The 23377-nt window shown below is 58.0% G+C and carries 22 protein-coding genes and 2 riboswitches; of the genes, 7 read left to right on the top strand and 15 right to left on the bottom strand.

From position 1 onward, the window contains the following. Window positions 1-144 precede the first annotated feature (144 nt). The 15 genes from AC0J4F_RS01655 to AC0J4F_RS01585 form a co-directional block, all read right to left on the bottom strand. Window positions 145-942, bottom strand: a complete 798-nt coding sequence (locus AC0J4F_RS01655; protein ID WP_133948689.1) for a helix-turn-helix domain-containing protein — start codon at window positions 940-942, stop codon at window positions 145-147. 124 nt (window positions 943-1066) lie between these two features. Then, entirely contained in the window at window positions 1067-2443 is a 1377-nt protein-coding gene (locus AC0J4F_RS01650) for a sigma-54-dependent transcriptional regulator (protein ID WP_473025232.1), read from the bottom strand. Next, a complete protein-coding gene (locus AC0J4F_RS01645; protein WP_473025231.1) occupies window positions 2436-3959 on the bottom strand; it encodes an ATP-binding protein in 1524 nt (507 codons plus the stop codon). The genes AC0J4F_RS01650 and AC0J4F_RS01645 overlap by 8 nt, the downstream gene beginning before the upstream one ends. A gap of 95 nt (window positions 3960-4054) precedes the next feature. Continuing rightward, window positions 4055-5326 carry a monovalent cation/H(+) antiporter subunit G gene (gene mnhG, locus AC0J4F_RS01640; RefSeq protein ID WP_473025229.1) on the bottom strand — a complete coding sequence of 424 codons (1272 nt, stop codon included), beginning with the start codon at window positions 5324-5326 and terminating at the stop codon, window positions 4055-4057. After that, window positions 5326-5682: an MrpF/PhaF family protein gene (locus AC0J4F_RS01635; protein WP_473025228.1), complete on the bottom strand. Its 357-nt coding sequence runs from the start codon at window positions 5680-5682 to the stop codon at window positions 5326-5328. Before AC0J4F_RS01635 ends, mnhG begins: the two co-directional genes overlap by 1 nt. Beyond that, window positions 5679-6059 (bottom strand): Na+/H+ antiporter subunit E, encoded by a 381-nt coding sequence (locus AC0J4F_RS01630; RefSeq protein ID WP_473025227.1) that lies wholly within the window; start codon window positions 6057-6059, stop codon window positions 5679-5681. Before AC0J4F_RS01630 ends, AC0J4F_RS01635 begins: the two co-directional genes overlap by 4 nt. Then, window positions 6056-7597 carry a Na+/H+ antiporter subunit D gene (locus tag AC0J4F_RS01625; protein ID WP_008193634.1) on the bottom strand — a complete coding sequence of 514 codons (1542 nt, stop codon included), beginning with the start codon at window positions 7595-7597 and terminating at the stop codon, window positions 6056-6058. Before AC0J4F_RS01625 ends, AC0J4F_RS01630 begins: the two co-directional genes overlap by 4 nt. Window positions 7598-7602: 5 nt before the next feature. Then, entirely contained in the window at window positions 7603-7992 is a 390-nt protein-coding gene (locus AC0J4F_RS01620; RefSeq protein WP_133948680.1) for an NADH-quinone oxidoreductase subunit K, read from the bottom strand. Next, window positions 7989-10910: a hydrogen gas-evolving membrane-bound hydrogenase subunit E gene (gene mbhE, locus AC0J4F_RS01615; protein WP_473025226.1), complete on the bottom strand. Its 2922-nt coding sequence runs from the start codon at window positions 10908-10910 to the stop codon at window positions 7989-7991. Before mbhE ends, AC0J4F_RS01620 begins: the two co-directional genes overlap by 4 nt. A gap of 537 nt (window positions 10911-11447) precedes the next feature. Next, window positions 11448-11661, bottom strand: a riboswitch (cobalamin riboswitch). Between the two features lie 92 nt (window positions 11662-11753). Next, window positions 11754-12650, bottom strand: coding sequence for a metal ABC transporter solute-binding protein, Zn/Mn family (locus AC0J4F_RS01610; RefSeq protein WP_473025225.1), 897 nt, complete (start codon window positions 12648-12650; stop codon window positions 11754-11756). Next, window positions 12647-13549 carry a metal ABC transporter permease gene (locus AC0J4F_RS01605; protein WP_473025224.1) on the bottom strand — a complete coding sequence of 301 codons (903 nt, stop codon included), beginning with the start codon at window positions 13547-13549 and terminating at the stop codon, window positions 12647-12649. The genes AC0J4F_RS01610 and AC0J4F_RS01605 overlap by 4 nt, the downstream gene beginning before the upstream one ends. Then, window positions 13542-14300, bottom strand: coding sequence for a metal ABC transporter ATP-binding protein (locus tag AC0J4F_RS01600; protein WP_473025223.1), 759 nt, complete (start codon window positions 14298-14300; stop codon window positions 13542-13544). Before AC0J4F_RS01600 ends, AC0J4F_RS01605 begins: the two co-directional genes overlap by 8 nt. Further along, window positions 14300-14437, bottom strand: a complete 138-nt coding sequence (locus AC0J4F_RS01595) for a hypothetical protein (RefSeq protein ID WP_473025222.1) — start codon at window positions 14435-14437, stop codon at window positions 14300-14302. The genes AC0J4F_RS01600 and AC0J4F_RS01595 overlap by 1 nt, the downstream gene beginning before the upstream one ends. A gap of 205 nt (window positions 14438-14642) precedes the next feature. Continuing rightward, window positions 14643-14867: riboswitch (cobalamin riboswitch) on the bottom strand. A 116-nt stretch (window positions 14868-14983) separates the two neighbouring features. Then, the gene (locus AC0J4F_RS01590; protein WP_473025221.1) at window positions 14984-16453 is read right to left on the bottom strand and encodes an aldo/keto reductase; all 1470 of its coding nucleotides are present in this window, start codon (window positions 16451-16453) and stop codon (window positions 14984-14986) included. A gap of 11 nt (window positions 16454-16464) precedes the next feature. Further along, window positions 16465-17133 carry a GntR family transcriptional regulator gene (locus tag AC0J4F_RS01585; RefSeq protein ID WP_473025220.1) on the bottom strand — a complete coding sequence of 223 codons (669 nt, stop codon included), beginning with the start codon at window positions 17131-17133 and terminating at the stop codon, window positions 16465-16467. 94 nt (window positions 17134-17227) lie between these two features. Here AC0J4F_RS01585 and AC0J4F_RS01580 point away from each other — a divergent pair, with 94 nt between their 5' ends. From AC0J4F_RS01580 to AC0J4F_RS01550, 7 genes are read left to right on the top strand one after another with little or no spacing between them, the layout of a single operon-like run. Next, a complete protein-coding gene (locus AC0J4F_RS01580) occupies window positions 17228-17638 on the top strand; it encodes a TIGR04076 family protein (RefSeq protein ID WP_133948670.1) in 411 nt (136 codons plus the stop codon). Further along, on the top strand, window positions 17635-18717 hold the full coding sequence (locus AC0J4F_RS01575) for an aldo/keto reductase (RefSeq protein ID WP_473025219.1): 1083 nt from the start codon (window positions 17635-17637) through the stop codon (window positions 18715-18717). The genes AC0J4F_RS01580 and AC0J4F_RS01575 overlap by 4 nt, the downstream gene beginning before the upstream one ends. After that, window positions 18710-19483 (top strand): ABC transporter ATP-binding protein, encoded by a 774-nt coding sequence (locus AC0J4F_RS01570; RefSeq protein WP_473025218.1) that lies wholly within the window; start codon window positions 18710-18712, stop codon window positions 19481-19483. The genes AC0J4F_RS01575 and AC0J4F_RS01570 overlap by 8 nt, the downstream gene beginning before the upstream one ends. Next, the gene (locus AC0J4F_RS01565) at window positions 19476-20204 is read left to right on the top strand and encodes a branched-chain amino acid ABC transporter ATP-binding protein (RefSeq protein WP_166672690.1); all 729 of its coding nucleotides are present in this window, start codon (window positions 19476-19478) and stop codon (window positions 20202-20204) included. The genes AC0J4F_RS01570 and AC0J4F_RS01565 overlap by 8 nt, the downstream gene beginning before the upstream one ends. Next, a complete protein-coding gene (locus tag AC0J4F_RS01560; protein WP_473025217.1) occupies window positions 20201-21115 on the top strand; it encodes a branched-chain amino acid ABC transporter permease in 915 nt (304 codons plus the stop codon). Before AC0J4F_RS01565 ends, AC0J4F_RS01560 begins: the two co-directional genes overlap by 4 nt. Further along, a complete protein-coding gene (locus tag AC0J4F_RS01555; RefSeq protein WP_133948663.1) occupies window positions 21112-22092 on the top strand; it encodes a branched-chain amino acid ABC transporter permease in 981 nt (326 codons plus the stop codon). Before AC0J4F_RS01560 ends, AC0J4F_RS01555 begins: the two co-directional genes overlap by 4 nt. After that, window positions 22089-23345: an ABC transporter substrate-binding protein gene (locus AC0J4F_RS01550; protein WP_473025216.1), complete on the top strand. Its 1257-nt coding sequence runs from the start codon at window positions 22089-22091 to the stop codon at window positions 23343-23345. The genes AC0J4F_RS01555 and AC0J4F_RS01550 overlap by 4 nt, the downstream gene beginning before the upstream one ends. The last annotated feature ends 32 nt before the right edge of the window (window positions 23346-23377 follow it).

The raw sequence follows: 23377 nt of genomic DNA, 5'->3' as shown, positions 1-23377 counted from the left end.
TTTAACTGCCCCTGCCGCACTAAAGGGCAAAACGACCTGACCCTGACAATGATCCTGACATATCGCCAGCCACCGCGTGCTCGAGTTTCCCGCGGTGGCGAATGACCCCGTGGTCCTCACGATGCCTCGAAAGGACCCGCGCCACTAGATACGACCTAACGCTTCTTTCATCTCGCCTAGAATAAACGCTAAGCCACCACCAGGTTGGTCAATCTCTGCGTCTGTGACCTTGTCCATCCGGTCCGCCGTCAGCCATTCTACAATTGCCACCTTTTGTGGTTCCCGCTGCTTCATGATGTCTCCTTCCCAGCGTTGTTGCGCCTTATCTCTGGAAACTTCAGAACGCGTGAGAGACTGTCTTCCTTGAGGTGGTATTGATATGAACTGCTTGGTTTCCTTTTGTTTCTTTTTCAAAAGCCCCTTGGGGTCTTTCGTCCTGCTCAGGTCGGGATTGCTTGTCCCAGGCTTATCAACACGGCAGTGTTCGATGGGTTTCTTGGAAGGGTTCTTTCGATGGGTTTGGGTCTCATTTCTGAGACGCCCAAGGTCGCAAGACTGAGACTTTGGAGGTCTCAAATCTGAGACCATTTTCAGATTGTGCTCAGGCCCTTCTCCAGACTTCATTCCAGCGTCCCAATCGTCAACAAAAGCTCTAAACACTGGCCAATTGGGCGAGTAAGCTGTTCGGTGAGATTTGCCGCCATGGCTTTTCTTTTCGATCAAACCCAACTCGTCGAGCTCGTTTGTCGCCCTGATCACAGCTGCGCGGCTGATTTTCAGAAGCTTCATGAGCCTCCCAATGCTGGGGTCACACTGACCGGTCCGCTTGTTGAAATGATCGATGATTGCCGCGGCGACCCGACGTGTTGCAGCCGAAAGGTCGGGCACAAGCCCCAAAGCCTTGTGCGCGAAAAGAATGTCATTCTGCTGTAGAAGAGGCATCTAAACCTCGCAGAATTTTTGGGGGAAACAGTTTGCAAACGCTGAACTAACGTATTGATATCGTTTGAGCGCAAACGAAGCCGTTTTGCAAAAATCTCCAGTCAGTTCAACAAACTGGTCCTGCCTAGCTCTCTATCGACCGGTCGATGCCGTGGCGGCGCATGCGTTCCCAAAGGGTTGTGCGTGAGATATCCAAAAGCTTGGCGGCGTCCTGTAACCGGCCATCGGTTTCATCCAGGGCCCGCAAAATGTGGGTGCGCTCTGCCTGATCCCGAACTTCAGCCAAAGAGGGGAACCCAATAGAACTGTGTGGCAGGCCAGACTTTGGGTCGCCGGATGTCTGGGCTGCAGGCTGGAGGATGTGCGCGGTGTTTTCCGGAAACAAATCGATTGGCGTCAGCTCAGCGCCGCCCGCCAGTGCAACGGCGCGTTCCACACGATTCCGGAGTTCGCGAACGTTCCCGGGCCAATCATGCTGCTCAGCCGCTGACACGGCGGCAGCTGTGGCCGTTTTGGGAGCAATTCCCATGCGCTGCGCAGCGTTTGCGGCAAAGGCTGTGAGGAGCGGCGCCACTTCTTCCAGACGCTCGCGCAAAGGCGGAATGCGGATCGTCACAACGTTGATGCGAAACAGGAGATCCTCTCGGAACACGCCGTCTCTGACCGCCTCCTCCAGATCACGGTTCGTTGCGCACACCAGCCGGCCTTTGAAGGCAAGATCCTGTGTTGCGCCCAGCCGCCTGAACTGCCGCTCCTGCAACACGCGCAAAAGCTTCAATTGAAGTTCCGGTCCGGTGTCACCGATTTCGTCAAGAAGAAGCGTCCCTTCGCCAACACTTTCCAAAACGCCGATCCGCCTGTCATGTGCGCTTGTGAAGGCGCCTTTCTCGTGCCCGAAGAGCGTCGAATCTGCCAGCTCGGGTGAGAGTTGCCCGCAGTTCACAGCTTCGAAGGGGCGCGATTGTGCCGCGTTCTTGGCGTGCAGATACCGTGCTGCGATTTCCTTGCCGGTGCCGGTTTCTCCAATCAGCAAAACGGGTAAATCAATCCCCGCCAGGCGATCCAGCATGGATCGCACGCCGCGCATGGAAGCCGAAAGTCCAAAGGTTGAAAACGGGTCATCCAGTTGCGGGGTAAGCGGGCGAAGCAGAAGCTCCTGAATGCGGCTGACAAGCTCATCCAAGTTGAAGGGTTTGGCAAGGTAATCCCTGGCGCCATCGCGAACGAGTTCCACGGCCTGATCGACAGAGCCATAGGCCGTCATATAGACAATCGGCACCGCGCCGTGCTGGCTGAGCACCTCCTGCAGCAAATCAGCACCGGACCCGTCCGGCAACCGAATGTCCGACAAAACAAAGCTCGGAACCCGTTTGCCAAGAAACTCGCGGGCGGCTGCCAGTGTGGTGGCATGAACGACAGAAAACCCTTCCAGCACCAGCCGTTGTTGCAAGGAGGGGCCAAGGACCGGATCGTCTTCCACCAGCAAAATCAGCTCAGACATTTTCCGCCTCGTCGGTGCGTTTTGGAATGGTGATGGTGATTACCGTGCCGCTTTGCGGGCGTGTTGAAATCGCCAGCCGGCCATTCACATCATCAATCAGTTGATGAACCAGCCATAGCCCAAGGCGCCGCGTTTGTGGCTTCTCCGGAGTGGTTCCGCCGGTCAGGACATTCAGGGCTTCTCCAGGAAGACCAGGGCCGCTGTCGGAGACCTTGATGGTGAGTTGCTCTTCGATCAGCCTGGACTCAAAGGCAACGGAACTGCCAACCGGAGTGGCGTCTATGGCATTCAAGAGCAAGTTGAGCACGATCTGACGCACGGCTTCCGCGCTGGCAGGGTAGGTTTCCGCGAGCTCCGATTTAAAACTCAAGTCCACCTGTTTGGCGCGCACTTTCGGGTTGATCAATGTCCGCAAGTCATTGAGATCGTCGGGCTTGAGATCTCTGTTGCCTTCCGGTGGCCTGTAGGTCGACAACATACTGGCCGCCACATGATCAATGCTTTGCAGGCCCCGGTCAATCAGGTCAATCGTCTGTTCCCGCACAGCTTTGTCATCTCCGAAGCGGCGCAATGTCGATGTGGCCGCGCTCATTCCGGCAAGTGGATTGCGCACCTCATGCGCGAGCCCTGCTGCAAGGCGCGCCAGCGTTGCCTCCCGCGCATGTTTGTTTTCAGTTTTTGCGATCGCGTCAGCTCGTGCCTGAAGCTCGGCCCGGGTTCTCAGTGCATTTTGCAGACGGCCGATTTCCGTGTTCGCGGACACTGGATCAATCTCAGTATTTGCATCGTAAGAATCGTCGTCGAGAGCCTTGGTGAGGTCATCAATGGGGCGCAGGCTGTATTGCGCGATAAAAAACGTCAGGATCGCCGCGAGGACAGAAAACGCGACATCCACGGCAAGAGCGACACGGCGCCGTTCTTCTTGCTCGGCGCGTTGCCATTCGAGATCAAAGGCCGCACCAAGCAAGATCGTTGAGCCATCGCCTCCGGGAAAAGACTGTACGATCAGTTGTTTGCTTGTCTCATCGACAATTTGGATTGCGGCTTCGTTTGGCGGCAGACTGCGATTGGCGTTGAGCCAGTCTTCAAGTGCAAGCTCGGTTGTTCGCGGTTTGGCGCCATTTGCGGGATCCTCCGGGTAAGAGGACGTGATTAAAATGGAGCCGTCCGCCAGGCAACAGACGGCAACAGCTTCGTTGCGCAAAGAGGGTTTGAACCGGGCAGAGGCCGACAGCAAGCCTTCAATTTCCGATAACGGACCACCGGTGACAATCACTGGTGTGATCAACCCGGCCAAGGTGTCGAGAAATGCCCCGCCAACTTCGATGCGGAGCTGGGCTTCCCGGCGTTCCAGCTCTTGCAAACCAAAAATGGTCAGAACAACCGCAAACAGCATAACCACCGAAGCCATGGCCACCGGCAGCCGCCACACCAACGGCCAGGATCTCAGTTTTTTTGCACCCGGTCCGGCTGTGCCGGTTTTCTTTTGATTTTCCGAAGGTGCGTCAGATGGCATATGGGGTCCAGCTAAAGAACAGGGATGGCGCTGCCGCCATCCCCTTGATGTTTTTCAAGAACGTTGAGCATCCTAATGCCAAGGACCGCCTTGGGCTAGGTCCAAACCAGAACGTCTCCCCGCCAATTTGGCGAGATCTTGTCCTGCCAGAAGGTTCCGTACCAACGGGTCCGCAAAGGTCTTGGAAGGTCCGGAAGGATCACCGCGACAGCATCAGAGACCATTTGTTCCGGCAACAAGGCATCATCCGGTGCGGTCAGTTCCGGGTCTGCGAAGACAACCGGTGTGTTGGCATCGGCAGCACGTTGCTCAATTTCCGCCCGGCTGGCGGCATCAACGTACCCGAAAACCCGGAGTTCTGTGGCCGTCCAAAGCCGTTCTACGAGCGCCAGATCAAGTGCACGCCAGACATCATAAGACCCATCGAACAACACGGTGACGGGACCGGCTCTGGGGACATCGACCGCGTAAAGCGTCGGCCCAGGGTGCATGCTGGCAACACGCAGCAATCCGTCAGGTTGCTTGGTGGCATGGGGGGTTGCAACGCCGACACCATGATCCGCCCATCCGTCCGTTGGCAGAACCAAAAACTCACGCACGTCGCCGACACCGGCCATTGATGCAGCCGCATCACCTTCCTCGTAGACGAGCTCCACTGAAACGCCGAGATCGTCTGAGAGCGAGCGCAGATCAGGCAGCCAATGACCGACCTTGTCGCGGATCAGCCGCATCGTCTCGGTGCTGTTGTCTGTTGCATCCACATATCCAGTGTCGACAGCGACAACAGCGATGAGCGGAAGGTCAGTGCGTGCCGCAAATTCTGCCGCGCGGCGCGCGAGTTTCGGCGCGGCATCGCCAACTGCTGCAAAGCGGACGCGTTCAGGCGCAACCACATCCTTGAGGGATACGAAACCCGATTTTTCAGCATCGCAGAGCACAGGATCCGCAGACACCGGCACTTCTGTTGCGATGTCTGCCTCAGCCGCCATCCCTTGAAGATCCAAGCGTTCAGCCTGCTTTTCAATCGGCTGCTCTGGCCTTTTCAAAACGTCACGCAAGGCATTGTCCGCATCTCCGATCCCGGCCAGCTCAGCGCCGGACAGGTATGCCGCCCGTGCCAGCAAATGACTTGCGACGGGAATCGTCAGGATCAGGAACAACAGGGTCATGCCGCCCATCATCGTTGAATCCAAGCTGGATTTGCTGAGCATGGTCCCGATCAGGACCAAACCAGCACCCAGCGTGCCTGCTTTCGTTGCGGCGTGCATCCGCTGGAAAGGATCGTCAAAGCGCAGCAATCCGATCGTTGCGATCAGCAAGAAGCCAACGCCAACGAATTTCACCAAAAGGGCAATAAGATCAACCATCACGATGCCTCCTGCTGCGGGGCTTTGCTGGCTTTTTGTTTGCCTTTGTCCCGGAAGCGGTCATCGGTGACAGCGACCTTGCGTTCCAGGAAAGCTGCAAATGCTGCCGTTGCGACAAAAGCGATCAGGGCCAGCGCAAATGCCACATCGAGGAATTCGGACCGGCCGGTTGTCAGCGCGGTCAAGGCACAGGCGGCCACGGCCAGACCCGTCAGCATATCAATGGCGACAAACCGGTCCGCATAGCTCGGGCCCTTCATCAGGCGCAGGGCTGTGAGCGCGAAAGCGCCGATGATCAACAGCACAAGAACCGTGTTGAGGGTCTCAGAAATACCCAGAATGCTTTCAGTGTTCATGCGACGGCTCCTTTCTTGGTTATAGTTTCGCTGGGAGCCGGTCCCTCGACAGCCCGAACGCGGGTTTCAAACGTGTCTTTGATGGAACGGATCACGTCCTCGTCGCTTTCCCGGTCCAAGACATGGACATAGAGCGTCTTGCGATCATCTGAGATGTGCAGCGAGGTGGTTCCCGGCGTCAGGCTCACGATGTTTGCAAGGGTGGTGATCCCCATGTCTGTCCGCAGGTCGAGCGGGACCGCAACAATGGCCGGCTTCAATTTCTGCTTGTTGGACAAGACGGCGACCGTCACGTCCACTGAGGCTTTTACCAGCTCGATGATAAAGACGCCGCACAGAAGGCCGAAGGCGCCCAAACGCTTTAGAAGGCTAATCACTGGTCGATCCTTTCAAGAGCAGCTTCACCAACCTGGGTCTCTTCACCGAAGAAGGCGGCGATGTAGACATCCGGTTGCGTGAGTGTGATGGAGGCTTTCTCCGCGAACTGAACGAACGGTTCGGCGTAAAAGCCAATTGTGAGCGTAATCGCACCCAGAACGGCGATTGGAGCGACCATCAGGACAGGGACCGGACGCGTTTGAGAACGCTCGATGCCCGGTGCTTTCCAGAACGCTTCCATCCAGATCTTTGTCATTGAGTAGAGCGTCAACAGACCGGTAAACAGGGCAACGGCTGCTAGCCACGCCATGTCGCCTTTAAACGAGGCGTCAACGACGAGGAACTTGGCCCAGAAACCCGACAGCGGCGGCAACCCTGCCAGCGACAGGGCGGGAATTAAAAAGAGCACCGCCAGCCACGGGTGGCTTTTCAGGAGGCCGCCAGATTTCTTCAGGTCGTCCGTCCCGCTCGCCTGACGAATGGCACCGGCCAGCAGGAACAAATTGGCTTTTACGATGATGTGGTGAACGATGTAGAACACCGCACCTGCGATGGCCAAAGGTGTGGCGATCGCAAGGCCCATCAGGATATAGCCGATCTGCGAGATGATGTGGAACGACAGGATCCGGCGGATGTTCCACTGGACTGCGGCTCCGAACACCCCGGTCACCATGGTGAGCGCTGCAACAACGGCGACGATTTCGCGGATCCCGGATTCCTCCACCGTGAAAAGCAGCGTGAACACGCGGAATGCCGCGTAGACGCCGACCTTGGTCAGGAGACCTGCAAAGATCGCGGAAATTGTGAACGGTGCCGTGTGGTAGCTGGCCGGAAGCCAGAAGAACAGCGGAAACACGCCAGCCTTGATGCCAAAGGCACACAAGAACAGGATCGCTGCTCCAACGAGGCCGGGTGTCGGCTCAAGCGTTGGCAGGACCCGCGCAAGGTCTGCGAATGCCAACGTGCCGGCGGCCCCATAGAGCAAGCCGATGGCCATTAGGAACAAGACCGTGCCGAGAAGGTTCAGCAGCGCGTATTTAATCGCGCCGTCGATCTGCGCTTTCGTGCGGCCAATCACCAGCAGGCCGAGTGACGTAATGAGCATCACCTCGAACCAGACATAGAGATTGAACAGGTCTCCGGTCAGGAACGCCCCGTTCACCCCGGCGACCATGCCGAAGAAGAGCGGGTAGAAACCTGCACGCATGTGGATCTGGCGCATATCCCGAAGGCTGAAGATGCCAACGCAGAATGCGAGAACACCCGTGATCATGACCAGAGCCGCTGCGAAGCGGTCTGCCACAAAGGAGATGCCAAATGGCACGGCCCACGAGCCGAATTCAACGGCAAGGATGTCGTAGCGGAGCACGGCCATCGTGAGCAGGACCGAGCAGACCACGATAACGCCAAGGCCGGCAATCGCGACAACGCGCTGGGCCTGAATATTGCGCCAGAGGATTGCTGTGATCGCTGCAAGTGTCAGCGGAACCAGCACCGGAAAGGCGAGAACAAGCAGATTGTAAGATGTTTCTGTCATTTAACTCAGCCTTGTTTTGGTGCTGATTTTGCCGTGAACGGCGATCCGAGATCTTCTGCGTCATGCATCTGGCTCGTATCCATGGTGCCCAGCGACTTGTAGCCTTTCACAGCAAGCGCAACGGCATAGGCGGTAAGAGCAAAGCCGATCACGATCGCCGTCAGTACCAGGGCTTGCGGCAGCGGATTGGCGGCATAACTGCCCAACACTTCCGCATCTTGCCGGATGATCGGCGGCGTGACCGAGCCAAGCCGGCCGGACAGGAAGATCAACAGGTTGGCCGAGGCAGCGAGCAGGGCGACGCCCAAAATGATCCGCACGATGTTCTGTGCAAGGATCATGTAGATCCCAGCTCCTGCAACGATGGCGATGGTAGCCGCATAAACGTAGATCATGCCGACGCTCCTTGAGTTGAGATGTTGGATTTCGTGACATCGTCAGCGGCAGTGGTGGCGTCATCGCCGCCACTGTTTTGCTGTTGAACCCGAATGAGGAAGGCGAGAACGCCGCCGATCACTGTCAGGTAGACACCAATGTCGAAAAGATAGGTGGTGCCAAGTTTCAACGAGGTCACGCCGAGGTTCAGGTTGACCCATTGGTGCGTGAGGAACGACTCGTTAATGATCGCGCCCGGGACGCCGGACAAGATGGCCAGGGTCAGACCGATACCCATCCAGGCGACTGGATGCAGGAGCAGTCTCCGGCGTGCGAAGTCGACGCCCAAGGCCAGTGCGAGCACTGCAAACCCTGCTGAGGCAATCAAGCCACCGATGAACCCGCCGCCCGGCTCGTTATGACCGCGGAACAGAACCCACACCGACACGATCAGCATCAGGAAGAAGAACATCCGTGCCGTCGTTTCGAAGATCAAAGACGGCACGGCGCGGTTTGTTGCAACGCCAGCTTTTGCGGTCTTCGATGGTGGATTGCCGCCGGTCAGGACCGCCCATGCTGCGATGGCCGCGAATGCGACAACAGCAATCTCTCCAAGCGTATCCAGAGCCCGGAAGTCGACAAGGATCACGTTGACCACGTTGCGGCCAAACGCTTCAGACAGGCTGGTGACGGCGTAATATTCTGTGACCGTCGGATTGAACGGCTTGGCCGCAATTGACAGGAGCACGACAAACAACGCACCGGCAAAGACGGTCGACAACAGCGCGTCCCCTGTCCGCAGGTCAAACTTGGAATAGCTGCGCAGGCCATCGGCAATCGCTGGCATCTTCACCAGGACCGCAGAGACGATGACGACCAGAAGTGTCTCGACAAGGAACTGTGTCAGAGCCAGGTCAGGTGCGCCGTTCTTCAAGAAGACCAATGCAATGCCATAGCCCGAAAGCCCCACGCCGACGAGTGAGACGACCATCGAACGGGAGATCGCCGCAACGATGCCCCCAAGTGCGATGAGCGTACAAACAATCAAGAGGTACGGCCGGATTTCGTCCGCAGCGAGTGGCGGCAATGTGAGGCCGGCGGCGCCGGCAAAGGTTTCACCGGCGAGCACTGCGTAGGCCAAAGCACCCGTCACCACGGCAATGGTCACAGCGACGTAGGTCCGCATCTGACCGTTCTGGATTGTGCGTGTTGTGCTCTGCGCAATGCTGAGCAGACCGCCAAAGATCGCGTCATAGCCCTTCTCGAAGGAAAAGCGGTCGATGAACGACAGGCGCAGCATGGCCTCATGGATCGGTGTCCATTTCCAGACCAGAAGGCCACCAATCAGAACAACCAGAGCGGACAGGCCAAGCATTGGTGTGATGCCATGCCACAGCTCGAAGGAAACATAGAAGGGAGCACCCTGCAGGGCGACAGCCGCCGGCCCGACGATGAAGTACTGCGGGATATCTGCGAACAGGCCGAAGAATACGCCGAGGGCTGCCAGAACAACGGGTCCGGTAGTCATCCCGATCGTTTCGCCATGTTTCGGTTTTTCAGTGTAGGCCGTTGCTTTGCCGAAGAACGGGCGAAGCGCGAAGATACCTGCAATTGCGACCAGGACTGAGTTCACCAGAACCGCAACAAACGTCACAACGGCCGCAAAGGACGAGTCAAGTTTGGCCTCGAAGACATATTCCTTGGCGATGAACCCAACGAACGGGGGCAGGCCGGCCATGGACAAGCTGGCGAGAATTGCCGCGATTGCGGTCAGTGGCAGCAGGCCGAAGAGTGCACCGAGATCGCGGACCCGCGTCGCTCCGGTCGCGTGAATGACAATGCCTGCACAGAAAAATAGCGCGGCTTTGTAGAGCGAGTGGGCGAGAATAAAGCCTGCGATCCCGATCGAGCTTCCGGGGCCCTGAAGACCGATAAGCGTTACCAAGAGGCCGAGGGAGGCCACTGTCGAATATGCAAGAATGGCTTTCAAACCATCAGCCCGAAGCGCCATCAGTGCAGCAACCAGCATCGTGGTCAGGCCAACGGCAACCATGATTACGATCACGGTCGGCGAGGCGCTCAAGATCGGGTCGAACCGGGCCAGCAAGAAGATGCCCAGCTTCACCATTGTTGCAGAATGGAGATAAGCGGAGGCCGGTGTCGGCGCCTGCATTGCATTCGGCAGCCAGAAATGGAACGGGAACTGCGCGGACTTGGTGAAGGCACCGATCAGGACCAGGGCGGCAATCACACCGAACCATGTGCTGTCGGTCACCAGGCCTGGGTTGCTTGTGATTTCAAGCAGCGAGAAGGTGCCGGCTTCCATACCCATGATGAGCAGACCGCCGAACAGTGCCAAACCGCCACCGGCGGTGATCACCAGCGACTGCAGTGCTGCCTTCCGTGCTTCAATCGAGGTGGAATTGAAGCCGATGAGCAGGAAGGACAAGAGGCTCGTCATTTCCCAGAAGACGAACATCACGATCACGTTGTCGGACAGAACGGTGCCAAGCATCGCCGCCATGAACATCAGGATGTAGCTTAGGAAGCGTCCCCGGTCGTCCGCGGGTTTTTCCGCAAAATAGGACCCCGCATAGAGAACCACCAGGGACCCGATGCCTGTGATCATCAAGGCGAACAACAGGGAAAACCCATCCAGCCGCACATCGAAGTTGATGCCGAGCGACGGAACCCATTGCACCGTCTGGAGGATTGTCGGAACGCCCTCACCATACGCCATGACAGGCACGTAGGTCATGAAGGCCACAAACAGGCCTGCAGGCAACAATGCGGCGACGGGTCCGGCAGACTTGCCGAGCCGCGGCAGAACCAGGAAGCTGAGCGCAGCACCTAGAAAAGCGATCACCAGCAAGCTTGGAATGGCCTCTCCGGGCATCCAGCTGGCGATAGCAGAGCTATCAAGCGTGTTTGAAAACATGTTGGCACCTCAATTGATCGTCTCTCCGACGTTAGCAATTGCAGTGCCATCTGGCCTTATTACGTAAATTCAATAAGTTACGATTTGTTCTCTGTTGGTAGTGTTCGGGCTTCCGAACACCTTTTTCAAGCTCATGTTCGGAAACCTGAACATGCGTTTCTAACGGTAACATACGCCGTTGGAATTCCGCTGTTCGCCACTCTCAACGCACTCGCTTGCTCAAAGAGGGACCGTTAAACAACGGTTGCCCAGTTTCTGCAGTCCTCTCTGATGAAGGCGCGAAAGCGATCACGTGTTGCACTGTTTCCAAGGCTTCAGAGTCGCCTGCACCATTTGGGCGCATGGCCCTTTGGGCACGCTGGCTCAAGCTTTCAGTGAAATTGAGTAGATTGCTGACTATGTCTTGTGTCGTATTCCGGTTCATTGCGCCCTCCGCGTCTATGCGGGGCATGAACTGGAACAGAGCTGGATGCAGGCATCTGGCCTGTGGTCACGAATACCATATCGTCCTTCTCCGCCGGAGCACCCCGCCCGGGTTTGAGTTACAGAACGATGGCAGGTCTCCTGACTTGCGGGTCTTAGCTTCCTTGAGCCTTCCCGGGATCTCCCAGTGGCCAGTTCAAGGCTGCTCTCCGCTCACAGTTGCGGGGGCAGTCACGGATTTGGCTTTGTTGCTTAAAGCCGCACCGTATTCCCTTTTCATCCCAAGGTGAGCGAGTCACCGCCGGGAACCATCATCATCAGTCTCACCTGCCATGTAGAGCGTGTCAACTCGTCCAAACAGGCGGCAGACGTAAGTATTGAAGGCGACGGGAGATCGTCGCCTTCATCTTTCCATGTCGCTCAGCTTGCGTTCTGTTTGCCGAGTGCCTCGAGCAGTGTGCCGAGATTGTGCTGGAACATGGCCTCGTAGCTGGTTGCAGGTCCGCCGCGTTCCGACAGGGCGTCAGAGAACAGACGTCCACCGATTTCGATGCCGGTTTCATCGGAGATCTGCTGGACAAGTGCCGGGCTGGTGATGTTTTCAACGAACAGGGCGGCAGCGCCTTGCTCTTTCAGCTGAGCGATCAACACGGCAAGATCCCGCGCGGACGGCTCGGCTTCGGTGTCAATGCCGACCGGTGCGAGGAAGGTCAGTCCGTAAGCGTCGGCGAGATAGCCAAACGCGTCATGCGCCGTGACGACTGTGCGGCGATCTTCCGGAAGAGCGGCAAGCTTCTTGCGGGTTTCCTTGTCGAGGGCTTCCAGCTTCGCAATGTAGGCGTCCGCGTTTGCGGTGAAGTCATCGGCGTGCTCGGGCAGGGCCTTGCCCATGGCATTGGCGATGTTGCGCACGTAGATGGCGCCGTTTGTCAGGGAATTCCAGGCGTGCGGATCTGTTTCCCCGTCGACCTTCACCGGCGTGACGCCTTCCGTTGCCACAAAGACGGTTGCCTCGGTGCCGGATTCCTTGATCAAGGTGTCCGACCAGGTTTCAAAGCCGAGGCCGTTGACGAAGATCACATCGGCCTTCGCAACCGCCTTCGCATCGGCGACCGACGGCTGATAGACGTGGGCATCGGCATCGGGACCGACGATGGTGGTCACGCTGGCATAGTCGCCCACCACCTGTTCGACCATGTCGCCAAGGATCGAGAAGCTGGCGACAACTTTGACGTCGTCATGCGCGGCAGCCGGCAAGGCAGCAAACGCCAGGGATGTGGCCGCGAAACCTGCGGCCAGGGTTTTCAAAAAAGTCATTGTATCCTCTCTTCAGTGTAGCTTTGTTCGATAGAAGGTGTTGTCTTGGGTGACGGTTTGCGCAGGCGGGCGCCGAATCCGAGCGGTCCGAAGAGGGCCGAAATCAGGAAGAAACCGCCGGCCACCAGGACGATGGCAGGCCCCGAGGGAGTCTCGGGAAACAGGTAGGACAAGGTCAGCCCGATCCAGCAGCTGGCAAGGGCAAAGACGAAGCCCAGCACAAGCTGGCCGGTGATCGTGCTTGCCCAATAGCGGGCAGCAGTCGCCGGCAAGATCATCAAGCCGACCGCCATCAACGTTCCGAGCGTCTTGAAGGCGGCAAGCAGGTTCAGCACCAGAAGCAGCATGAACCCCTGGTCGACCAGCCATGGCCGCCGGGTCTGGGCCTCGAAGAAGATCGGATCGCAGGTGCTGACAATAAGGGGGCGCAGCAGGATAGCAAAGGCGATCAGGGTCACGGTCGCAACACCGCCGACGAGCATCATCGACGCGTCGTCAATCCCGAGGATGGATCCGAAAAGAAAGCTTTTCAGCGGCACGGCGGACCCGGCCGCTGACAGGATGAAGATCCCGGCAGCCAGAGCGATAAGATAAAGGGACGCCAGGCTGGCATCGCTGCGCAGGATTGTTTTGCGCGCAAGAAGCGCGGTCAGGATCGCAACGCCGACGCCGGCGACGAGCCCACCGACCAGCAAGGAGACCACAGACAAACCAGCCGTGACAAACCCGATGACGATGCCGGGCGTGATCGCATGCGCCATGGCTTCTCCGGCAAGGGATAGCCGCCGCAGGACCAAAAATGCTCCGATCGGGGCTACAGAGGCCGAAAGTACGGTGGTCGCGACAAAGGCCCGCCGCATGAAGGCGAAGTCCCACATTTCCGCAAAAAGTTCAAACATGGGCAGCCTCCCTCCGTTGGGCGTTGCCCCGGAACATCCAAGAGGCCTGGCTTTCGGACATGTACCCCTGGGCAACGAGCCGGTCTGGCGTCAAAACCTCGTCAACCGTCCCCTGAGTTGCCACCCCACCGCCCAGAAGCAGGGCATGGCTGCAGTGATCGAGAACGGAGGACAGGTCATGCACGACCAGAACAATCGCCCGGCCTTCCGCACGCCAGCGATTGATGATCGAAAGGAGGTGCGCTTCGGTGCTCTGGTCGACTGCCGCAAAGGGTTCATCGAGCAGGATCAAGGGCGCATCTTGCAGGATCACGCGGGCAAACAGGGCTCGCTGCAGCTGCCCGCCGGACAGCGTGTGGAGCGACCGGTCTGCCAGATCCAGAATGCCGGCTTCCTCAAGCGCCGCGGCCACCCGGTTCCACCCCGCGCGGCCAAGGCCTGACCAAAGGCCAAATCCGCGCCAGGCGCCCATGGCTGCCAGATCCCGGACCCGGATCGGGAACCTGCGGTCAAATTCGGTCAATTGTGCCAGATAGCCGACTTCCTGCGGGCGCCCGGCCGGCCAGGTGACACGGCCGACAAGGGGATCCATCAACCCAAGCAGCATCTTGACGAAGGTGCTCTTGCCCGAGCCGTTCGCGCCAAGCACCGCCAGCGTTGTTCCGGCCTGAATGTCCAAAGACAAATACTTGAACAACGTCAGCTCGGGATATCCGAGAGCAAGATTCCGGATTTCAACAACTGCGGTCATCAAAGCACCGCCAGAATTGCGAGCCAAAGTATGGCGGACAAACCTGCAGCCCCGGCAATCAGCCCCGGCAGGCTCAATTCTGTCAGGCACGGGAATCGGCTTGCCGCCAGCCCCTTCGAAGCAGCGCGCCGGGTCATAGGGACAACTCGCGATGTTTGTAAATGACGGGGATCAGGCCGGCTGTGCTGACCCGTTTATCGCCATTGGCTGGAAAATTGTTTCGAATCGCAATCGGGCGCATCGCCACCTCCGATGAGACGGGGGCATGGCGAGACCATATTGTCGAACGGCAGTGTAGGCCGCGTGGCACATTGGCTTCTCCCTCCGGGACACCCCGCCCGGGTTGTTGTGGTTGCGATGGCAGGTCTCCTGACTCGCGGGTCGAAGCTTTCCCGTACCTTCCCGGGCCATTCGATCATGGGCCCAGTGGCGTCGTTCGGGGTCGCTCTCCGCTCACAGTTGCGGGGGCAGTCACGGATTAGGCGCCCTTGCGGCTCTTCCTCACCGTGTTCCCTTTTCATCCCGCAGCGATTTCGTTCCGCGGGAACCATCAACGCTCAGACTATTTGTGCAGACGCGAATGATCAATACGGAATTTATCTTATTCAACGAGACCTTACAGGTCACTGAATAGGGCGTGCAAAAACCAAGGCAGAACGTGTTAGACATGCGAGTTGGTGCCGTCAGGCGTCGCCCTGCAACAAAGCCTCGGCCTCAATTTCCACCTTGTGATCGCCGATCAATCCGGCAACGACCACAAGTGTGTTTGCCGGCTTGATGTCCGAGAAAACGCGGCCATGGGCGCGGGAGATGTCGAACACATCGGCCTCCTCCGTGATGAAGATCCGTGTCCGCACGACATCGTTGGCAGTTGCGCCAAGCGCTGAAAGCGCGGCGAGAATCTTGTCGAGAATGAAGGTGGTCTGTGCCGCGGCGTCCTCTGGCGCAACGGCCCGGGACGCTCCGGCCACCGCGGTTGTGCCCGAGACAAGAATGCGGTTGCCGATCCGATGGGCCCGGCAATATCCGGCAATCTCCTCCCAATCAGAGCCTGTCAGCACATGTGTTGCATCCGGACGGTGAGGTGCCGGGGCTGCCGCATGAGCACGCGGCATTTCTGACAGGTGATGACTGAGATCACCGGAGGCCGTTAGAAATGGCGGGCGGCGGTATTCATCGCCGCAGTCCCCCGGGACCGGTGTTGTCTGAGAAAACGCGGCGTCCAACTTTGCGTGGTCTTCTTCATCGAGGGCGAAGGAGAACAGCTTTGCATTGTCTGCCATATGCTCGCTTTCACCGAGCCGGGCACCGACAATCACACCAGCGACGGCCGGTTGCTCCAGAACCCAGCGTGTTGCCACGTTTGCAAGTGAGACGCCATGTTTTTGCGCTATTGAACTGGCTGCTTTCAATATCGCCTGAAATCCGTCCCAGCCACCGGCAGCGTCGATGAAGCGCTTGTACTTCATTTTCGACCAGTCGGTGATGTCTGCGGGTTCAGGTTTGCCGAGCCAGCGATCCGACAGGAAGCCGCCACAAAGCGTGCCGTAACCAAGCAACCGGACGTCTCTTTCCGCGCAGAGATCGGACAACGGGCCAAGCGCCCGGCGGTCGATCATGGAAAACGAAACCTGATTGCTGACGAGCGGTATGCCGTCTGAAAGGGCGAGGCGCAGGTGCGCGGCATCAAAATTGGTGACGCCGAGCGCCTTGATCAGGCCCTCGTCCTTCAGTTTTGTCATTTCATGAAGGGCGTCCAGCCAAGCCGGGTGTTCAAAACTCCACCAATGAAACTGTAGGAGATCAACGCAGTCCGTGCCCAGTCGGTCGAGCCGTTCCTGAACGCCTGCGCGCACGACGTCGGCTGTCATCGGGCCCGGTTCCGGACACCATTTGGTGAAGACCTGGGGGCGGTCCTGTCCATCATGGCGCGCGAGGAGACGGCCGGAGATGATCTCAGCGCTGCCATAGTGATCGGCCATGTCGAAGGTGGAAAACCCGGCCTTCAGATAGGCTTCCAGGTGATCCGCACCTTTTTCAGGGTCAAGTTCCGATCCATTCTTTTCGATATCGGCGACCTGCCAGAGGCCTGTCAAAACACGGCTGATTTCCAGGCCGTCAGCTAGTCTCTGGCGCGGCGGATGGAGGGTCATGACTGGATCCTTCAGGTTTCCGGCAGGAGCAGCTTGAAACTGCGTTCAATGTCCAGGGCGAGAGCCTTTTGAGCGGCTGCCCGGTCTTTGGCACGCAATGCTGCGATGATCTCTTCGTGATGGATGTGTTCCGGGATTTCCGATGCGGCCTTTTCCTGAACGACGAGGTTCAAAAAAGCTCCGTACTGGAGCCACAGCGCCTCGACGAGCGGCAGGATGACCCGGGAGCGGGACTGCCGGTAAAGGCTGAAATGAAATTCGTAGTTTTGGGTGAGATCCGGTAACTCGCCTTCAGGCCGCGACCGCGCAATGATCGCCGCGAGGGTGTCGATCGCTGCATCATCCATGTGGTCCATGGCTTCATCGAGCAGGATCGCCTCAAGAGCCAAACGTGCGGACTTCAGCTCACGCATGCGATCGGCATCGAAAGGCGGCACCTCCAGCGTCCGGCTCGGTGTATCCACCAAAGCCCCCTCAGCCACGAGACGGCGCACGGCTTCCCGCACCGGCGTCATTGAGGTGCCGAGCTGATCAGCCAGTGTGCGCAGGCTTACACTTTCGCCCGGTGCAAAAACGCCGCGCGTGAAAGCGTCACGCAACTCTTCATAGACGCTTTCCCTCAGTTTCGACTGATCGATCCTGGCAATCTTTGGCTCGCTCATCCCTGTGCCTTTGGCCACGTTGGCTTCTTGTCTTGACAATCCGGTTTTGAGACATGGTATAAAATATCACAGATCACAAGCAAGGCGCCAAAACAAAAAAGTGGGGAGCGCGGTGGCGGAAGATTTTGACGGGTCAGACCGTGCGGCAGCGGCAGAGGCTGGCGACGGCTTCTGGCTCTATGACTTGAAAGTCGAGACGGTTCTGGACGGTCGAACACCTGTGTGTCGGCATGTCGAAGGCGAGAGTTTCGCGGTCGAGGGGGAAGCGCTGGTGTTCAAAGAGGGGCAGCGGGTGTCCATGTACGCGCTCGCTGCCGTTTTGCCTCTCCTTCCTGCCAAACAACGCCCGACAAGTCCAAACGACTGGATGAGCACGGACGCGGAAGTTGCCTGTCCAGATCCGCATTGCGGCGGGCGGTTCCGGATCACGCGGACGAAAAAGCGTTGGTTCAGTCACTCTGAGACAACAGGATTGCCGGATCAACGCAGCACACCTTACTGGCAGAAAGAGAAGGCGGAATGACAGCTGAAACCGCAGACCTCCGGCCTGGGTATGCCATCTCCCGTGTTATCAAAGGTGGATGGCAACTTGCTGGCGATCATGGCCCGGTTGATCCATCTGCCGCCATTGCGGATATGGAAGCCTTTCTTGACGCCGGGATCACATCCTTCGACTGCGCAGATATTTACACCGGCGTGGAAGAGATGATCGGTAGCTTTGTTTCAGATGTCCGGAAGCGGCGCGGCGCTGAGATTGCGGATCGGGTGCAGGTTCACACCAAACTGGTGCCGGATCTGGAGAGGCTTGCCGAACTCACCGCAGACGAGGTGGAAGCCATTGTCGACCGCTCGCTCCAGCGCCTGCAAATCGATCGTCTGCATCTCGTGCAGTTCTACTGGTGGGATACGTCCATCGGTGCGCCGGTCAAGGCGATGGAGACGCTCAAGCGCTGTCAGGAAAAAGGCAAGATCGCCCATCTGGGGGTCACCAACTGGGACGTCAAGGAAACTGCGCCTTATCTGGATGCCGGGATCGATCTGGTCTCGACACAGGTGCAGTATTCCGTTCTGGACCGCCGAGCTGCCAAGGTCCTGGCGCCATGGGGAGCGGCTCATGATGTCCAGCTTCTATGTTATGGCACGTTGGCCGGCGGGTTCTTGACTGAAAACTGGCTTGGAAAACCGGACCCGGGCTTTCAGTTCGAAAACCGCTCCCTGATTAAATACCGCCTTATCATTGATGAATTTGGAACCTGGGACAGGTTTCAAACCCTGCTTCTTTTGCTCAATGACATTGGACGTCGTCACAACGTGACTTTGAGTTCGGTTGCGACCCGCTGGGTGTTGCAGCAGCCCCAGGTCGCAGCGGCCATTGTCGGCGCGCGCTATGCGCGCCACCTGCCAAAAACCCTGGAGGTTTTCCAGTTTGAGCTGGATGCAGAGGATCTCTCGCGCATTGACGCACTGCTGCAAACGGCGCCGGGCCCACAAGGTGACGTGTTTGGGCTGGAACGAGACCGGAACGGGCGTCATGGCCGGATCATGAAATACAATCTCAACACCCGCCCGGACGATGCCGTGTTGGGGGCGGTCAATGGGTGAGCCGATTCTAAGACTGGCGGACGTCTCACGCGCCTTCGGCGATTTTCTTGCTGTGGATGGAGTGTCGCTGGATATCCGGAGCGGGTCGATCACTGGTCTCATTGGCCCAAATGGTGCCGGTAAGTCGACACTTTTCAACGTCGTCGCCGGAGACCTTGCGCCAAGTGCCGGCCGGGTGGTGTTTGATGGTCAGGACATTTCGAGCCTTGCGCCGGAACGCCGTTTCGCCGCCGGTCTTGGCAGGACCTTTCAGATCCCGCGCCCTTTCAAACGTATGAGTGTTCTGGAAAATGTCATGCTTGCGCCGCTGGATCAAAGCGGTGAGGGGCTGCTGGCTCCGGTTTTTGGCCGTGCCCGGATCCGCCGGGAGGAAGCTGCCATTCGAAAGCGCGCTCTCGAGATGCTTGACTTCGTCACACTCCGTCCGCTCGCGGACCAGCCGGCCGGCAAGATATCGGGCGGTCAGATGAAACTGCTGGAATTGGCTCGTGTCCTGATGGGCGATCCGAAACTGATCCTCTTGGACGAACCGGCTGCAGGTGTGAACCCGGCACTCACGGAAGTTCTGATCGGAAAAATCGAAGAGCTCAACCGGTCTGGAAAAACCTTCCTCATCATTGAACACGATATGGATTTCGTAATGCGCCACTGCGATCCGGTCATCGCCCTTGCCGAGGGACGCGTGGTCTTTCAAGGTTCAGCAGAAGAAGCACAGTCCAATCCTGTTCTACTGGACGCATATCTTGGAGCGCCGGTCGATGCCTGATGCTGTGCTCTCCGTCGACAATTTGACTGCCGGCTACGTTCCGGATTTGCCGATCTTGCGGGATGTGTCCTTGACCGCCGAACGGGAAAAACTGACGGTCATAATCGGCCCCAACGGGGCCGGGAAGTCGACCTTGATCAAGGCAGTTATCGGCCTTTTACCGGTTTCCAGGGGAAGTATCACAGCCAACGGTCAAGACATTACGGGCCTATCTCCTGATCGCATGACAAGCGCGGGCATCGCATATGTTCCGCAAACGGACAATGTGTTCAGGACGCTGACAATCCGCCAGAACCTTGATCTGGCTTTGCAAAGACACGCGCACGCTGCGGAAAAACTCTCAGACCTCTACGAGCGGTTCCCGGTTCTCGCAGACAAGCAGCGGGATAAGGCGGGGTCTTTGTCCGGCGGGCAGCGGCAGTTCCTCGCTGTCGCCATGGCATTGGCAGCAGATCCAGTTTTGATCCTGATGGACGAACCATCGGCTGGCCTTTCACCCAAGGCCGCCGAAGAGGTGCTTGACCATGCCAAACAACTCACGAGCTTCGGCGTGACCATTTTGCTGGTTGAGCAGAACGTCAAACAGGCTCTGAAACGGGCCGATCATTGTTATGTGCTTGCCGAGGGCCGAAACCAGATTGACGGGCCCGCAACGGATCTCTTGCAGGATCCTGCGCTCGGCCGGATCTATCTGGGCGGGGAAAGGCGGGTGCCGGCATGATCCAGCATCTCGTCGACGGTATCCTGGTCGGATCGTTCCTCTCGCTTGGCGCCATTGGCTTGACGATGGCCATGCACATCCTGCGCTTCGCGAATTTCTCTCACGCCGAGCTTTTGTCGATCGGCGCTTACTGCGCTTTGGTTTTTGACAAGGTGTTTGAGAGCCTCTTGCCGGTTCTCGCGGAAAAAATCGGTCCGCTGTCCATGACAGGTGCACTCGCCATTTCGATCGTCTTGTCGATGGCAATCACCGGGCTGTCCGCTGTCCTGATCGACCGGTTCATTTTCCAGCGAGTGCGGCAGAAGGGTGAAGAGCTCTCCATGGTGTTTGCATCCTTTGGCATGGCGCTCATCATCCGCAATATCATCGGTCTGGTGTTTGGCCTGTCGGCGGAGCTTTATTCCAAGGACATTGCCTTCGCGATGATCCTCTCGCGGGATCCGTTGCTTCTGGTCAAACCGGATCAGGTTTTTGTGCTGATTGCGGCTTTGATCCTGATGTTTGCCCTTCACATTGTCTTGTCGCGGACAACATTTGGCTTTTCCCTGCGCGCGGTCGCCGAAAACCCGAGCCTTGCTCAGGTGCACGGGGTCAATCTCAAACGCATGATCGCGGCTGTCTGGATAATTGGCGGCGGGCTCGGTGCGGTTGCCGGGATCTTCTATGGTCTCAGCTACCAAATCACGCCCGTCATGGGCCGGGATCTCGTTCTGCCGATATTTGCTGCGACCATCGTCGGCGGGATCGGCAGCGTATATGGCGCGGTGCTTGGAGGATTTATTGTCGGCATAGCATCAAACCTCGCGTTGGTGATCCTGCCCTCCGGGTACAGCCCGTCGGTGCCCTTTTTGATGATCCTGGCTGTCCTTCTGGTGCGCCCCAACGGTTTGTTCGGGGAGGCGCGGGCATGATCGGCGTCATTTCTTATCTGGTGTTCTTTTCAACCGTTGCCGCGATCCTCGCGATTGCCGTTTTGGGATTGAACCTTCAATGGGGCAATACGGGCCTGTTCAACGGCGGTGTTGTTGCCTCCTTCGGGGCAGGAGCCTACGGAACACTGATCCTTGGTGGCACGCCTCAAAATGGGCATTTGGGTGGTTTCGAGCTCTTTTATCCGCTCGCGCTCCTTGGCGGCATGATGTTCGCCGGTGTGTTGGCCTGGGTGGTCGGCAAACTCACCTTGCGTCTCCGGCATGACTATCTCGCGATCGCAACGTTCGGGGTGGCCGTTGCCTTTGAAAACGTCATGCGCAACGCAACGGCCGTTACCGGTGGGGCTCAGGGGATCAGAGGGTTCGAACGGCCGCTTCAAAGCCTAATCGGGAGTGGCTTCACCTATAATGCGGTGTTCCTCATCGCCGTTCTGATTTGCCTCGCCCTCGTCTATGTCTTTCTGGAACGCCTTACGGTTTCCCCCTTCGGACGTTTGCTCCGGGCTATCCGGGAGGATGAAACCGCAGCCCGGTCTCTCGGCAAATCACCCGATAATGTGAGGCTTGCAGCCTTCGTCACCGGATCCGTGATTATCGGGTTGGCGGGTTCGCTCTATGGAACATTCTATGCCTTTGTCAGCCCGCAGGATGTTTTGCCGATCCTGACGTTTCAGATCTGGGCGATGCTGATTGTCGGCGGAGCCGGTAACAATAAGGGGGCAATGGCAGGAGCGTTTTTGATTTGGGGTTCCTGGACGTTCTCGGGCTGGGCCCTGTCCCGCTTTGCGCCCGTCGAGGTTCAACTTTACACCGGTTCGATCCAGTTCGTTCTGATCGGCATGGTGATCGTCGGCATGCTGCTTTGGAGACCACAAGGTCTGTTCCCCGAGCGGCTGGTCGTTTCGCAACCCGGAGGAGGAAGCCGGGGAAAGACACAAGCAGAGGGACTAACATGAAAAAAGCACTAGTTTTTGCCGCAGTTGCCGCGGGCATGACGACGCTGAGTACCGGCGTTCAGGCTCAGGACTGCACCACAAAAATCGGCGCCGCATTGCCGACATCCGTCGACTGGGGACGGCCAATTGCCGAAGTGGCGCAATTTGCCGTTGATCAGGTCAATGAAGCAGGCGGCGCTGGTGGCTGTACCATCGAGATGGTCTTACGGGACACCCAGGTGGATCCAAAAGTTGGCGTCGATGCAGCGAAGGCGCTTGTTGACCTTGAAGGCGTCAAGGTTCTGCTCGGTGCCGTCTCTTCTGGTGTTTCCATGCCGATCCTGACCTCGGTCACGGTGCCTGCAGGTGTCATGCAGATGTCCTGCTGCTCCTCATCAACGGCGTTCACCAAGCTGTCGGAGGAAGGCAAGACCAACGGGCTCTGGTTCCGGACCTTTGCAACCACCGGCGTGCAATCTGCAATGGGCGCGAAGGTGGCTGCAGATAAGGGCTGGAAGTCGGTCGCCATTCTCTACAAGAACGATGACTGGGGCCAGGACATGTCCCGTCTGATCGCAGCAGACTTCGCAGCCGCGGGCGTTGAAGTGACAGCCAACGTTGCGATCAATGATGCCCAACCGTCTTACCGTGCCGAAGTCACGGAAGCTTTGACCAGCCAGCCCGATGCGCTTTACCTCGCCCTGTATCCTACGGAAGGCAAGTCAGCGGTTCGCGAGTGGATTTCGCTTGGTGGAACACAGAACATGATCCTGGCGAACTCTCTGAAATCTGATGAGTTCCGGGACAGCGTCGGCCTGCAATATCTCGGAAACGCGCTCGGCACAGATACGGCTTCACCGCGGGTCGAGAGCGCGGATGCTTTCAAGGCTGCATATGAAGCGAAATTCGGATCACAGCCGAACGGCCCGGGTCTGGCAAACAGCTATGACGCAGCAATGATCGCCTTGCTTGCGATGGAAGCGGCCGGCAAGGATGCTTCCGGTGCCGACATCGCTGCAGCGGTTGGCAAGGTGACGGATCCGAATGGCACGGCGATCACTGCAGATACCGCCGGGTTCAAGGCCGCAAAAACCACGCTCGCGGAGGGCGGCACCGTGATGTACCAGGGCGCGACCGGGAATGTCCGCTTTGATGCCAATGGAGACGTCTCCGCACCGGCAGTCGTTTGGAAGTTCACCGACAGCGGAACGGAAGAAGTTGAATATCTGTCCCTGACCGAAGTGGATGCTTTCATTGCATCCTTGAAGAAATAAGGTTTTCCAAATGTAAAGTTCGAAGCCAGGCT

The sequence above is a fragment of the Roseibium sp. R5 genome (assembly GCF_055755305.1).
Note: the sequence above shows the minus strand (reverse complement) of the source record. Positions and strands in the feature narration are given on the sequence as shown.

Bases quoted from the DNA above. Each gene is read 5' to 3' on its own strand.
- AC0J4F_RS01655 (WP_133948689.1), bottom strand. From the start codon at position 942: ATGCCTCTTCTACAGCAGAATGACATTCTTTTCGCGCACAAGGCTTTG.
- AC0J4F_RS01650 (WP_473025232.1), bottom strand. From the start codon at position 2,443: ATGTCTGAGCTGATTTTGCTGGTGGAAGACGATCCGGTCCTTGGCCCC.
- AC0J4F_RS01645 (WP_473025231.1), bottom strand. From the start codon at position 3,959: ATGCCATCTGACGCACCTTCGGAAAATCAAAAGAAAACCGGCACAGCC.
- mnhG (WP_473025229.1), bottom strand. From the start codon at position 5,326: ATGGTTGATCTTATTGCCCTTTTGGTGAAATTCGTTGGCGTTGGCTTC.
- AC0J4F_RS01635 (WP_473025228.1), bottom strand. From the start codon at position 5,682: ATGAACACTGAAAGCATTCTGGGTATTTCTGAGACCCTCAACACGGTT.
- AC0J4F_RS01625 (WP_008193634.1), bottom strand. From the start codon at position 7,597: ATGACAGAAACATCTTACAATCTGCTTGTTCTCGCCTTTCCGGTGCTG.
- AC0J4F_RS01620 (WP_133948680.1), bottom strand. From the start codon at position 7,992: ATGATCTACGTTTATGCGGCTACCATCGCCATCGTTGCAGGAGCTGGG.
- mbhE (WP_473025226.1), bottom strand. From the start codon at position 10,910: ATGTTTTCAAACACGCTTGATAGCTCTGCTATCGCCAGCTGGATGCCC.
- AC0J4F_RS01610 (WP_473025225.1), bottom strand. From the start codon at position 12,650: ATGACTTTTTTGAAAACCCTGGCCGCAGGTTTCGCGGCCACATCCCTG.
- AC0J4F_RS01605 (WP_473025224.1), bottom strand. From the start codon at position 13,549: ATGTTTGAACTTTTTGCGGAAATGTGGGACTTCGCCTTCATGCGGCGG.
- AC0J4F_RS01600 (WP_473025223.1), bottom strand. From the start codon at position 14,300: ATGACCGCAGTTGTTGAAATCCGGAATCTTGCTCTCGGATATCCCGAG.
- AC0J4F_RS01595 (WP_473025222.1), bottom strand. From the start codon at position 14,437: ATGACCCGGCGCGCTGCTTCGAAGGGGCTGGCGGCAAGCCGATTCCCG.
- AC0J4F_RS01590 (WP_473025221.1), bottom strand. From the start codon at position 16,453: ATGACCCTCCATCCGCCGCGCCAGAGACTAGCTGACGGCCTGGAAATC.
- AC0J4F_RS01575 (WP_473025219.1), top strand. From the start codon at position 17,635: ATGACAGCTGAAACCGCAGACCTCCGGCCTGGGTATGCCATCTCCCGT.
- AC0J4F_RS01570 (WP_473025218.1), top strand. From the start codon at position 18,710: ATGGGTGAGCCGATTCTAAGACTGGCGGACGTCTCACGCGCCTTCGGC.
- AC0J4F_RS01565 (WP_166672690.1), top strand. From the start codon at position 19,476: ATGCCTGATGCTGTGCTCTCCGTCGACAATTTGACTGCCGGCTACGTT.
- AC0J4F_RS01560 (WP_473025217.1), top strand. From the start codon at position 20,201: ATGATCCAGCATCTCGTCGACGGTATCCTGGTCGGATCGTTCCTCTCG.
- AC0J4F_RS01555 (WP_133948663.1), top strand. From the start codon at position 21,112: ATGATCGGCGTCATTTCTTATCTGGTGTTCTTTTCAACCGTTGCCGCG.
- AC0J4F_RS01550 (WP_473025216.1), top strand. From the start codon at position 22,089: ATGAAAAAAGCACTAGTTTTTGCCGCAGTTGCCGCGGGCATGACGACG.